This window comes from Acidovorax sp. (assembly GCF_027492855.1).
GTDB lineage: Bacteria > Pseudomonadota > Gammaproteobacteria > Burkholderiales > Burkholderiaceae_C > Acidovorax.
The window spans coordinates 1-12,690 of record NZ_JAPUDY010000062.1 but is presented as its reverse complement, the minus strand read 5'-3'; the positions used below and the strand labels follow the sequence as shown (position 1 = coordinate 12,690).

Sequence of the window (12,690 nt, the reverse complement as noted above, 5' to 3'; positions counted from 1 at the left end):
TTCACCGCCTGATGACCACCTCCACCAAATCGGAAACCTCCGCCAAAAAAGACGTCACCAAACTCCAGCGCGCCATCGTTGATGGCCTGGAGGACGTCAAGGCGCAAGACATCCAGGTCTTCAACACCGAGCATCTCTCGCCGCTGTTCGAGCGGGTGATCGTGGCATCGGGCACCTCCAACCGCCAGACCAAGGCCCTGGCCGCCAGCGTGCGCGATGCGGTCAAGGAAGCCGGTTTCTCCAAGCCGCGCATCGAAGGCGAAGACAACGGCGAATGGATCATCGTGGACTGCGGCCCCGCCGTGGCGCACATCATGCAGCCCGCCATTCGCCAGTATTACCGCCTGGAAGAGCTGTGGGGCGACACGCCTGTGCGCCTGAAGCTGGGCGCGGCCAAGCCTGTGTCCAGCGCCGCCACCGAGCTGGCCGAGAAGAAATCGGCCCAGAAGGCTGCCAAGTCGGGCGCCAAGAAGGCAGCCGCTGCCCCCACGGCGGCCGCCCGCTCGGGCAAAGCCACGGTCAAGGCCGTTGCTAAAACCGCAGCCAAAACGGCCGCAAAGCCTGCCGCCAAAACCACGGCCAAGGCAGCGCCCGCCAAGGCTGCGGCCAAGACCAGCGCCAAGAAGCCTGCAGCTGCCAAGACCCCCGTCAAGACATTGGTGGTCAAGCCCGTGGGCGCCAAGAAGCCAGCGGCCAAGAAGTCGCCCGCCACTTCCAAGGCCGCCCCAACTCGCAGTGCAGCACGTAGCGCCGCCAAGCCAGCGCCTGCGTCGGCACCCAAGGCGGCAGCTACCAAGCCCGCTGCAAAGAAGCCTGCCGCCAAGAAGGCCCCGGCCCGCAAGGGCTGATCTGTGGGGCTGCGCCGCGCATCTTGTGCTGCGGCAGCCAGCCTCTCATACACCCAGGTTGAACCATGAAGCTGCTGATCGTGGCGGTCGGGCAGCGGGTGCCCGACTGGGCGCAAACCGCTTATGACGACTACGCCAAGCGTTTTCCGCCCGAGCTCAAGGTCGAGCTGAAAGCCGTCAAAACCGAGCCGCGCGGCTCCAAGACGCTCGAGACGCTCTATGCCGCCGAGCGCGAGCGCATCGAGGCCGCCATCCCGCGTGGCACGCGCGTGGTGGCGCTGGACGAGCGCGGCACCAACCTCACCACCAAGGCCCTGGCCGAGCGCTTGAAGGGCTGGCAACTGGGCGGCGACGATGTGGCCCTGGTCATCGGCGGCCCCGACGGGCTGGACCCGGCCTTTCGCCAGGGCGCGCACGAGCGCATTCGCCTCTCGGACCTGACTTTGCCCCACGCCATGGTGCGCGTGCTGCTCATCGAGCAGCTCTACCGCGCCTGGTCGGTGAACGCCGGGCACCCCTACCACCGTGAATGAGGGCTGAAGCGGGGTGTGTGTGGGTTACTATACTTTTCATAGCTGCTAGCGCTTGATGAATAAGCGCTAGAGCCGATTTTTATCAAAATCTGTCCATGCCCGACTTCATCTACCTTGCCTCCCAAAGCCCGCGCCGACGCCAACTGCTGGAACAACTGGGCGTGCGCCACGAACTGCTGCTGCCCAATGTGGACGGCGACGAGGCCGAAGACGCCGAGGCCATCGAGGTGGTGCTGCCCGGCGAGGCGCCCACCGCCTACGTGGAGCGTGTCACCGCCCTCAAACTCGATGCCGCCGTGGCCCGGCGCGCCCGCCGGGGTTTGCCTGATGCACCCATCCTGTGCTCCGACACCACCGTGGCCCTGGGCCGCACCATCTACGGTAAACCCGACGACGCACAACACGCCGCACGCATGCTGGCCGAGCTGGCGGGGCACGAGCACCGCGTGCTCACCGCCGTGGCGCTGCAGGTGGGCGCAAAGCGCCTGGCGGCACTGTCGGTGTCGCGCGTCACCTTTGCCGCCATGACGCCCGCGCAGATCGATGCCTACGTTGCCACCGGCGAGCCACTGGGCAAGGCCGGAGCCTATGGCATCCAGGGCCGGGCGGCGGCGTATGTGGAGCACCTGGCGGGCAGCTATTCGGGCATCATGGGCCTGCCTATGTTTGAGACCGCGCAATTGCTGCGCGCGGCGGGCTTCGCCATCTAGTCAGAATTCGTGATGTTCTATGAAGCCGTTCGTCCTGGGCTTGTCGAAGGGCCTTCACCGAAGGGCGCCCTGGCTTCGACAAGCTCAGCCCAAACGGTTGTCGGTTGCCGCGAATCCGCCCCTCTCAGTCTGAGACCACTACAAAACATAAAAACGCCATGCAACAAGACATCTTGATCAACTGGTCGCCGCAGGAGACGCGCGTGGCCGTGGTGGAGCACGGCGCCGTGCAAGAGCTGCACATCGAGCGCACGCTGGAGCGGGGCCTGGTGGGCAATGTCTATCTGGGCAAGGTCTCGCGCGTGCTGCCGGGCATGCAGTCGGCCTTTATCGATATCGGGCTGGAGCGCGCCGCCTTTTTGCATGTGGCCGATGTGTGGCAGCGCCAGCCAGACGGCGAGCCACCTGCCTTTGCGCGCAAGAACGAACCCCAGGTGCCGATTGAAAAGCAGGTGTTCGAGGGCCAGGCGCTCATGGTGCAGGTCATCAAGGACCCCATCGGCACCAAGGGCGCGCGCCTGTCCACGCAGATCAGCATTGCGGGCCGCCTGCTGGTGTTTTTGCCGCAGGACGACCATGTGGGCGTGTCGCAGAAAATCCCACCTGCCGAGCGTGACGCCCTGCGTGCGCGGCTGCAGGCGCTGGTGGGCGACAAGGCCACGGGTGGGGGCGGCGGCTTCATTCTGCGTACCAATGGCGAAGATTCCACCGACGCCGAGCTGGCCGAAGATATCGCCTACCTGCGCAAGACCTGGGCGCGCATCAAGGAGGCCTCGCTCAAGCTGCCCGCTATGTCGCTTTTGCACCAGGACCTGGATTTGCTGCAGCGCGTGCTGCGCGACCTGGTGGGCGACCACACGCAGACCATCCGGCTGGATTCGATGGAGCAGTTCCAACGCCTGCGTGCGTTTGGGCAGGAGTTCATGCCCGCCGCCGCAGGCAAGCTGCAGCACTACAAAGGCGAGCGCCCGATTTTTGACCTGTACTCCATCGACGAAGAAGTGGCCAAGGCCCTGGGGCGGCGGGTCGATTTGAAATCCGGCGGCTACCTCATCGTGGACCAGACCGAGGCGCTCACCACCATCGACGTGAACACCGGCGGCTACGTGGGTGCGCGCAATTTTGACGACACCATCTTCAAGACCAACCTGGAGGCCGCGCAGGCCATTGCCCGCCAGCTGCGCCTGCGCAACCTGGGCGGCATCATCATCGTGGACTTCATCGACATGGTGCGCGAGGACCACCAGCAGGCCGTGCTGTCGGAGTTCAAGAAGCAGCTCGCGCGCGACCGGGTTAAGACCATGTCGTCGGGCGGCTTCTCGCAACTGGGCCTGGTGGAGATGACGCGCAAGCGCACCCGTGAATCCCTGGCCCACATGCTGTGCGAGCCCTGCGAGGCCTGCCAGGGCAAGGGCAGCGTGAAGACCGCGCGCAGCGTGTGCTACGACATCCTGCGCGAGATCCTGCGCGAAGCGCGCCAGTTCAACCCCCGCGAATTCCGCGTGGTGGCCTCGGCGCGGGTGGTGGAGCTGTTTCTGGATGAAGAGAGCCAGCACCTGGCAGGGCTCTCGGACTTCATCAAAAAACCCATCTCGCTGCAGTCCGAAAGCGCGATGGGGCAGGAGCAATACGACATCGTGCTGCTGTAGCCGCCCCACGTTCCCTGGCCGTTGCGCCTTGCCCTGAGCTGGCGCGCATGGTGCTGCACGTGCGCCACGCGGAGATGGGGTACCGCATTCAGCCGTCTGCCGGGGGGCATGTGCTCGGTAGCGGTCAGCGGCGCCAGTTGGAATGTGACGCCCATGATTCGCTTGTGTACTGACTGATGGCACCCAATGTTGAATTCGAGGTGCTCGCGCCAGCTTCGTTGAAGACGTGTCTCCGGGTGGCGGAGGAACGGGCTGTGCGTTGTACAGCCTAGACTGCTAATCCGGCAGCAAATGGTATTTGTCTTAACATCCGATGGGATCTGCAAGGCTTCGGACTCCCGGAGCTATTGAACATCAACAGTTTTTGAGGGGGAGAACATGAGCGACTCTGCGCAGGGATGGCGTTGGCATACCCGTGGTCTGTTGGCTGGAATTTTTGCACTGTCGTGTGTTGGGGCTGTGGCCCAATCGCCCGACACGTCCTCGGTGCCTGTGGTCTCCAAGCAATGGCACACTACTTATGACGTTGCGGCTGATGGAAAGTCGTCCGTGACCTATGCTACCGTCAATCAGATTGTCCATGCCAGTGCGCTTGAACGGATGAAGTCGTTTTCGTTCTCTTACAGCAGCAGTATTCAGCAGGGACAGATCGTCGAGGCTTTCACCGAGAAGCCCGATGGTCGGCGGATCGTGGTTCCACCCAACAACTACCAGACAGAAGTCAGTGATGGTCGAGATGGCAATAAGCCAATGTTCTCGGATCGATCGCGCATCTCGGTGGTGTTTCCTGATGTGGCGGTGGGTGATTCCGTTGGAGTGACGTACAAGATTGATGACAAGGTTCCGATGTTTCCCGGGGCTTTCTCGACAGTGCAGAGCTTCTCCCCTTATGGGGTGCACCAGGACACGCGCATTACCATCCGTGCCCCCATAGAATTGAAACTCCGCGTCGAAGTTCATGATCTGCAGGAACAGCCCGCCGTTGCCGAAGGGGAAACGGCCGTGCGGCAATGGCGCTATCAAAACCTGACGCCACGAAAATGGGATGAAGCAGACTCCGGCATTTGGCGTCTCGAAGAGAAACCCGTACTGTTGGCCAGTACGTTCCCGGACTACGAGAGCATAGCCAAAGCCTATGGAGATCGTGCTCTGCCGAAGGCTCAGCCAACGCCGCGGATTCAGGCACTGGCTGAGTCGATCGTTGGCAAGCAAATCACGCCGCGCGAGCGAGCCAGACTGCTGTACGAATGGGTGTCCACCAATATCACTTACGGGGGCAACTGCATCGGAGTCGGCGCGGTAGTTCCACGGGATCTGGACGTGGTGCTGGACAACAAGATGGGGGATTGCAAAGACCACGCGACACTACTGCAGGCGCTGCTTGCCGCTGCGGGCGTGCGCAGCGAGCAAGTGCTGATTAATGCGGGCAGCCTTTATGACCTACCAGCCACACCAGTGGTTTCCACGGTGAACCATGTCATCAACTATCTGCCTGATTTTGGATTGTATGCAGATGCCACGGCCAAGCAGATTCCGTTTGGATACCTGCCCGAGGATGCCTATGCCAAGCCGGTCATTCATGTGAGGACGGACAAGGCCTTGGCCCAGGTCCCAGCAGGCGACCCTCGAAACACGGAACAGCGGATGCATATGACGCTCAAGTTGGCAGCCAATGGCAGTGCGACCGGAACCCTGCGTGCGGATATCAAGGGAGCTCAGGCTGCCTATTTGCGCAACTACATGCGTAACCTTCAGGGCGATGGCGAACGTGATTTCGTGCGTAAGGTCTTGTCTGGATCCGGGTTCAAGGGCAAAGGAACGCTGGACAAAGGCGACATATCCGATGCCAAGCTGTTATCGGATCAATATGGGTTCAATATCACCTTCGATATTGATAATTATCTTCCATCGAGCACGCAAGGCGCCTTCAGCATCAGTCCAGTCGTCTCGTTGCCTCTGTCGATTTCCCGCCTTGCGGGCGGGCACGAGGACGTAACTCCTCGCCGCCGCAGTACGTGTTTTGGCTACAGCAGCTATGAAGTGTACGAACTCGAGTTGGCTCCTGGCGTAACGTTTACAAAGGTTCCAGCCAATCTCAGGCTTAGGCAAAAAGTACTGAATTTTTCGAGCTCCTATCAACGGACGAAGACAGGCTTCAAGGTGATCCGGGAGGTCAAGGATTCCACCCTCGACGGGGTGTGCAGTGTTGAGTCTCTGGTGCAATGGAATACTGAGGTCAAACCCATAGCGGAGAACCTGCAGGAGCAGATTTTTTACAAACGCAAGGCCCGCTAAAACTTGGGTGCCGTCGCATGTTGTTGGCGACGCTCGGCAGAACGGTGAAGCTACGTACGCGCCGGTACCCAGTGGGAGTCAGCCTGTTCCGCCTGACCCCGCCCACCACCTTGATCGCCTGGACCTTTTGGCGAAACGCTCAGCGGCTGTGCGCAGGCCGACAAGGCAGTCCAGAGCGATACAGCCCATGCTGCTTGTGCTATCGAATCAATATTTGCTAGCACTTGCTGGACAAGGACTGTGCGATGCAGCTCAGAAAGACATGTCCGCCCCCACCCAGAACACCCGGCCCAGCTTGCCTTGGTCGGGCACCGAGACGCCCTTGACCACGGAGCCAAAGTGGCGCTCGTCGGTCAGGTTCTCGATCTTGGCGCGCAGCAGCCAGCGTGGGTTCAGAGCCCAGGAGGCGCCGATGTCCAGCCGGGTGAAGCCATCGTTTTCGGTCACCGAGCCATCGGCGCGCACCGACTCGTAGCCGCTGGAGAAGAACGCTGCCGTCCACAGCCCGACGTTGTTCACAGGCCGCCAGTCCAGGCGGAGGTGGGCCTGGTGCTTGGGTACGGCCGTGGTCTGGCCGTCCCAATAAATGTTGCCGTTGACTTGGCGGCCATTGGCGCGCGTGGCCTCTAGCGAGAGCACGCGTGTGTAGCCCGCGCCCAGTTGCAGCGTGGGCAGCAGGCGTGCCTTCAGCTCCAGTTCTGCCCCGCTTTGCTCGACCTTCATGCTTTCAATCGCGCCCGCGTTGCGGCGCGGAACGCCGTTTTGTGTGATGCGGTAGACCGCCAGGTCGATGTGGCTGCGGGGCGTGAGCGCATGCTTGACGCCCACCTCCAGCGTGCGCGATTCGACCACGTCGTCGCCTGCGCCCTTCGGGTTGAGCACATCGGTGCCGAAGTTGCCGTATTTTTCGAAGAAACGGTTGAAGCCGGTGGCCACCACGGCGCGCACGCGGGTGCTTTTTGTCACGTTGTGCGATGCACCCAGCTCATAGGCCAGCACCTGCTTGTCCTTCAGGTTCTGGGGTTGTTGGACGCCGCCCAGCACGATGTCGTTGCGCAGGCGGATGAGGCGCGCCCCGGCGGTCAGCCCCAGGTTGTCGTTCACGGTCAGGGTGTTGGTCGATTTGAAGGAAACATCGTTGAAGTGGTTGACCCACTGGCGGTCGCGCAAATACTCGGTGCGCTTGTATTCCAGGCCCAGCGTGCCGTTGTAGCGCAGGCCCTGGCCCAGTGCCGTGGCCAGGCTGTGTTCGGCAAAGGCGATGTCGTTGTTGATACTGCGGTCGCGGTTGCGTGCGGGCCATTGCGTGCGACTGCCGCTGTGCAGGTAGCCCAGGCGAAGGCCCCGGTGCTCGCCCAGCGCGATGTTCAGCGTGGTGCTGGCCAGCGACTGGCGGGCCGTGAGGCTTTGGAGTGCACCGTTGCGAATGATGTCGGGTTGGCTTGAATCCGCGGCGACGAGCACTTCGGCGCGCATGGTGTCGCTGAAGTTCCAGCCAAAGTTGCCCAGCATGCCTGTGACCTTCTGGCGCTGCAGGTTTTCGGGCTCGCGTTTGTAGTTGCCGTACAGGCTGCTGCCAGCCAGGTAGTAGTCGCCTTGTTTGGTGTGGTGTCCTGTCTCGGCCTGGATGAGGGTTTCGCGCGCGCTGCTGGCGTCGAACGTGATGGCCTTGTGTTTGTCGTAGCTGCGGCCAGACTTGATGTTGTATTCGATCACGCCGCCGTCGGTGCCGTCGCCAAAGCCCACACCATGCCCACCCTTGTGAACGTGGACGTTGTCGATTGAGATGGAGGGCAGAAACGAGCCTGCAAAGCCACTGCTGTCCCCGCCTGCTGACTTGAACGCTGGCAGGCCGGCAATAGATTCAGCGGCGCCCCAGTCGCCAAAGGTACGGATATTGGTGCCGCCGCCGAAGCGGTCGCCATTGCCTGGCCCGCCCACGAAGCCGGTCGTGCTGTGGCGCAGTGCATCGCCTTTGTTGACCGGGCTGAGGTCGCTCAGAGCACTGCCGCTGGTGGTTGACGAAGAGCGGCCGCGTGTGAAGGCCTCGCGCGCCTGTGCTCCAACACGCTGAGACGGATGCTCCAGGGCCGTGTCCACCACTTCCACTGAAGGCAACTCCTTGTCGCTCATCGGGATCCTGTCGGCCTTGATCAGCACCTTGTTTCCGTTGAGCTCGGCGACAAGGCCACTGCCGGCCAGCAACTGGTTCAGCGCCTGCTTCACGGTCATGGGCTGCAACACGGCCGGGGCCGACTTGCCTGCCACCAGCGCTGCCGGAAACGCCATTTGCAGATTGGCCTGTTTGGCCAGCGCATTGAGAGCCTGCCCCAGCGGCTGCGCCGGAATGTTCAGCGGCACCGGGGCCGTTGCGGCCACGGCGCCGCTTTGTGCATGCACCCGTGGCGCATGCCCCAGGGTGATGGCCAGGGCAGCCGCCAGGGCCATAGGGGCGGGGGAAAACTGCTTCTTCGGCAGCGATGGGTACATGGGAAAAATCTCCTCGGTTGAGCGAAAAATTCAGGAGCCGCACCACATGCGCGGTCCCGCTTCTACCGATGAAGACGCAGCACCCGAGCCCATTCCTCACGTCGCAGGCGAAGGTGTTGACGAAAATTTTTCGCTATTGCGCCACCACTTCCGTGACTGCGCCACGCCGCACTAGCCGCACGGGCAGTACCTGGGGCAGGGTTTCGGCAAAGTGCTGCCATTGGCGCAGGCTGTAGCTGCCGCCCACGGGCAGGGCGGCCACGGCGGGGTCAAGCACCACCAGGTTGGTGAGGCCATAGCGCTGAAATTCGGCCACGGCATCGCCCAGCGGCGTTTGGTCGAAGCTGATGCGCCCTTCGCGCCAGGCGGCAACGGTCGAAGGCAAAACTGTGGCCACTGCAGAGATGCGGCCATTGCCGTCGGCCACCACCGTCTGGCCAGCGGCCAGTTCTACGGAGGGCTCGCTCAGGCTGGCGTTGGCCACGCGCACGCGGCCTTCTTCCACCGAAACCACGGTGTGCCCCGCGTTCAGCCCCGAGGCTGTGTGCCGGACAGAGAACCGCGTGCCCACCACCGTGATGCGCAGCGGGCCCGCCCATACATGAAGGGGTCGCTTTGCATCGGGATGCACCGAAAACATGGCCTGGCCGTCTATCAGATGGATCTCGCGCCGGTCACGGTACAAGCGGGCCTGCAATCGGGTGGCGGTGTCCAGTTCAACCTTGCTTCCCCCGTTGCGGCCCCCCGCATTCGCTGAATCAGGCAACGTGACGATGAGCTGTTGGCCGCGCAGCGTGGCATAGGTTTTGTCGAAGACAGGTATTTGCCGCCAATGCTCCCAGCCCAGCCAGCCGCCGGTGAGCGCCACGCAGGCCATGCCCGCCATGGCTGCCTGTGGAAACAGGCCATGCAGCCATTGGCGCCGGCCTGGGTTGGCAGGGCCGGGCGCAGCAGGCATGGTTGGTGTGAGGCGCGGCGACGGCCTGGGCCCTTGCTGCAAGTCCTCGAGGGTGGCATTCATGCCGTCAAAGGCTGCGGCGTGCAGCGGGTCGGCGTGCAGCCATGATTGCCACGCGGCTTCTCCTTGCGCATCCAGCCCATTGCGGCGGCGGCTTGCCCACAGGGCTGCCTCGATGTCCAGGGCGTCTTGCGCCTGTGCAAAAGCCTCGAAATCGCGCGTGTCGGCTTCTTCTATCGCCGGATCGGCGTGGGCGCAGGGGCGATGGAGGGTTGGCGGGGACTGGGGCATGGGGCGCTGGGCGGGCTCTTGTGACTGTAGACGCATCGGAAAGCGGTTTCCTCATTCCCGTAGTCTGCGTTCGCAAAGCTTGCAGCTCACCATGCCGCGTGCCACGTGTTTTTCCACCATCGAGACGGAGATCCCCATGTGTTGGGCGATCTGTGCATGGCCCAGCCCGTCGAAGACATGCAGCACGAAAGCCTCGCGGCAGCGCGCAGGCAAGGCATCGATGGCAGCCGCGTAGGCCCGGATGACCTGCTGCGAGGTCAGGGCTTCTTCAGGCTGGAGATGCGGCGGGGCCGGTGGATGCTGGTCTTCGGAAAGCGCGTCCAACGGGTCGTGGCGCCGCACCTCGGTGCGGCGGTGCTGGTCAATCAGCAGATTGCGCGCGGTCCGGTAGAGCAGGGCACGCATGTTCGCAACGACTTGCCCCGACGCCTGAGCGTGTAGCACACGGACAAAACTCTCTTGCGCCAGATCGGCCGCTGCATGGCGGTCGCTCACCTGGCGGGAGAGGAAATTCAGCAATTCGCGGCGATAGCGCTCCAGCACGACAGAACCCACATGTTTGACGACAGCCGAGCACCGTGAAAAGGTGGGGAGACTGGCGGCAGCTGGTCTGCGGTGTACGACGTATTGAATGAGAATATTTCTCAATTATCCACGATGCCGTTCATCTGCTCATATCAAACCGTACGGCTGGAAGTGATATGTGTGGGTGTTGCGGCCACTGATCAATGACCAGTGATGCCGCCTCCTGGGTCAATCAGGCGGCATCGTTGAGCGGCAGGCAAGCATGTTCAGCTCACAGTTTGCGCAGCCGCTCCAGCGCGGCGCGCAGCGTCTCGTCCTTCTTTGCGAAGCAAAAGCGCACCACGCGTTGGTCGAACCCGTCGCCATAAAACGCCGACAGCGGAATTGCCGCCACGCCCACCTCGCGGGTGAGCCACTGGCAGAAGTCGGACTCGTTCAGGTCGCTCACGGCAGAAATATCCACGCACTGGAAGTAGCTGCCGGTGCTGGGCAGCAGCTTGAAGCGTGAGCCTGCCAGGCCCTGGCGGAACAGGTCGCGCTTGGCCTGGTAGAAGGCCGGTAGCTGCAGGTAGGGCGTGGGGTCTTGCAGGTAGGCGGTCAGGCCGTGTTGCATGGGCGTGTTGACGGTGAACACGTTGAACTGGTGCACCTTGCGGAACTCGGCGGTGAGGGCGGCGGGCGCGGCCACGGTGCCGATCTTCCAGCCGGTGACGTGGAAGGTTTTGCCAAAGCTCGACACGATGAAGGCGCGTGCGGCCAGGCCCGGGAAACGCGCAGCGCTTTGGTGCTCGGCGCCGTCGAACACCATGTGTTCGTACACCTCGTCGCTGATGAGCAGGATGTTGGTGGGCGCGAGCAGGTCTTCGAGCTGGCGCATCTCCTCGGCGGTCCAGATGGTGGCGCTGGGGTTGTGGGGGCTGTTGATGAGGATGGCACGGGTGCGTGGCGTGATGGCGGCGCTGATCTTGCTGAAGTCGGGGCGGAAGCTGCCGGGCGTGAGAGGCACGCGAACGGCCTTGCCACCCGCCAGCTCGATGTTGGGCACATAGCTGTCGTAGCAGGGGTCGAGCACGATGACTTCGTCGCCGGGGTGCACGATGGCCAGGATGGCGGTGATGATGGCCTGTGTGGCGCCTGCAGTGATGGTTATTTCGGTACCAGCGCTGTATTGGCGGCCATGAAGTGCTGCTATTTTGATAGCAACCGCCTCGCGCAACGCAGGAATGCCGGGCATGGGCGGGTATTGGTTGTGACCGGCTTTCATGGCCTGGGTGACCGCATCCACCAGCTCGGGGGCGCATTCAAAGTCGGGGAAGCCCTGGCCCAGGTTGACGGCTTTGTGCTCGGCGGCCAGGGCCGACATCACGGTGAAGATGGTGGTGCCGACATGGGGCAGCTTGCTAGGGAATGCAGGTGTGTGGGCGGTGGCTTGGGTCATGGCTTGGCAGCGAAGAAGTTACAGCTCGTAGTCGTTGACATGGCCCGTCATGGCGCGGGCGATGAGTTCGCGGCTCAGGCGGTCGCTGAGCAGTTCGGCGAATTTATAGACGAAGTTGCGCAGGTAGGCCCCGCGCTTGAAAGCCACGCGGGCCACGCTCTGGCCGAACAGGTGGCCCACGGGGCGCACCACCAGGTCGCCCAGCGGGTCGTCGCGCATGGCCATTTCGGCCACGATGCCAATGCCCAGGCCCAGGCGCACATAGGTCTTGATCACGTCGGAGTCGATGGCTTCGAGCACGATGCGCGGCTGCAGCTTGCGTGCGGCAAAGGCTTGGTCGATCTTGCCGCGCCCGGTGAAGGAGGGGTGGTAGGTGATCAGGGCCTCGTGGGCCAGGTCATCGATGCCGATGCGTTCCTTTTGTGCCAGCGGGTGGTCGGTGGGCACAACCAGCACGTGCTGCCATTCGTAGCAGGGCAGGGTGACGAGTTCGGGGTAGTCGGCCAGCGATTCGGTGGCCATGCCGATCTCGGCCACCTCGTCGATGATCATGCGTGCCACTTCGTGTGGCGTGGCCTGGTGCAGGCTGACGTTGACCTTGGGGTAGGCCTCGCGCAGGCGGGCCACAGGCACGGGCAGCACGTAGCGGGCCTGGGTGTGGGTGGTGGCAATGCTCAGGGTGCCGCTGTCCTGCGCGCTGAACTGCTCGCCGATGCGCTTCAAGTTGCCCACTTCGCGCATGATGACCTCGATGCTCTTGAGCACATGCTGGCCGGGTTCGGTGATGCGCTTGAGGCGTTTGCCGTGGCGCGCGAAGATGTCCACGCCCAGTTCTTCTTCCAGCTCGATGATGGCCTTGGACACGCCGGGCTGCGAGGTGTGCAGCGCCTTGGCGGCTTCGGTCAGGTTGAGGTTGCGGCGCGCAGCCTCTTGAACGAAGCGGAATTGGTGCA

Annotated in this window: 10 protein-coding genes; 5 read left to right on the top strand and 5 right to left on the bottom strand. The window is 63.0% G+C overall.

Features of this window, described 5'->3' with window-relative positions; translation table 11 throughout:
* Positions 1 to 11 precede the first annotated feature (11 nt).
* From rsfS to Q0105_RS12030, 5 genes are all read left to right on the top strand, one after another.
* Positions 12 to 848: a ribosome silencing factor gene (gene rsfS, locus Q0105_RS12050; protein ID WP_298212059.1), complete on the top strand. Its 837-nt coding sequence runs from the start codon at positions 12 to 14 to the stop codon at positions 846 to 848.
* A gap of 65 nt (positions 849 to 913) precedes the next feature.
* Positions 914 to 1,381 (top strand): 23S rRNA (pseudouridine(1915)-N(3))-methyltransferase RlmH, encoded by a 468-nt coding sequence (gene rlmH / locus Q0105_RS12045; protein WP_010458753.1) that lies wholly within the window; start codon positions 914 to 916, stop codon positions 1,379 to 1,381.
* 95 nt (positions 1,382 to 1,476) lie between these two features.
* The gene (locus Q0105_RS12040) at positions 1,477 to 2,091 is read left to right on the top strand and encodes a Maf family protein (RefSeq protein ID WP_298212054.1); all 615 of its coding nucleotides are present in this window, start codon (positions 1,477 to 1,479) and stop codon (positions 2,089 to 2,091) included.
* Between the two features lie 158 nt (positions 2,092 to 2,249).
* Positions 2,250 to 3,740 (top strand): ribonuclease G, encoded by a 1,491-nt coding sequence (gene rng, locus Q0105_RS12035; protein ID WP_298212052.1) that lies wholly within the window; start codon positions 2,250 to 2,252, stop codon positions 3,738 to 3,740.
* Positions 3,741 to 4,118: 378 nt separating this feature from the next.
* Positions 4,119 to 6,035, top strand: a complete 1,917-nt coding sequence (locus Q0105_RS12030; protein WP_298212050.1) for a DUF3857 and transglutaminase domain-containing protein — start codon at positions 4,119 to 4,121, stop codon at positions 6,033 to 6,035.
* A gap of 252 nt (positions 6,036 to 6,287) precedes the next feature.
* Here the strand turns inward: Q0105_RS12030 and Q0105_RS12025 are convergent, their stop codons facing one another.
* From Q0105_RS12025 to Q0105_RS12005, 5 genes are all read right to left on the bottom strand, one after another.
* Positions 6,288 to 8,525, bottom strand: a complete 2,238-nt coding sequence (locus tag Q0105_RS12025) for a TonB-dependent receptor (RefSeq protein WP_298212048.1) — start codon at positions 8,523 to 8,525, stop codon at positions 6,288 to 6,290.
* A gap of 133 nt (positions 8,526 to 8,658) precedes the next feature.
* On the bottom strand, positions 8,659 to 9,774 hold the full coding sequence (locus Q0105_RS12020; RefSeq protein ID WP_298212047.1) for a FecR domain-containing protein: 1,116 nt from the start codon (positions 9,772 to 9,774) through the stop codon (positions 8,659 to 8,661).
* A 51-nt stretch (positions 9,775 to 9,825) separates the two neighbouring features.
* The gene (locus Q0105_RS12015; protein ID WP_298212045.1) at positions 9,826 to 10,317 is read right to left on the bottom strand and encodes a sigma-70 family RNA polymerase sigma factor; all 492 of its coding nucleotides are present in this window, start codon (positions 10,315 to 10,317) and stop codon (positions 9,826 to 9,828) included.
* 253 nt (positions 10,318 to 10,570) lie between these two features.
* A complete protein-coding gene (locus Q0105_RS12010; protein WP_298212043.1) occupies positions 10,571 to 11,737 on the bottom strand; it encodes a pyridoxal phosphate-dependent aminotransferase in 1,167 nt (388 codons plus the stop codon).
* 18 nt (positions 11,738 to 11,755) lie between these two features.
* Positions 11,756 to 12,690 (bottom strand): CysB family HTH-type transcriptional regulator (locus Q0105_RS12005; protein ID WP_298212042.1); only part of this gene is annotated, 935 nt, incomplete at its 5' end.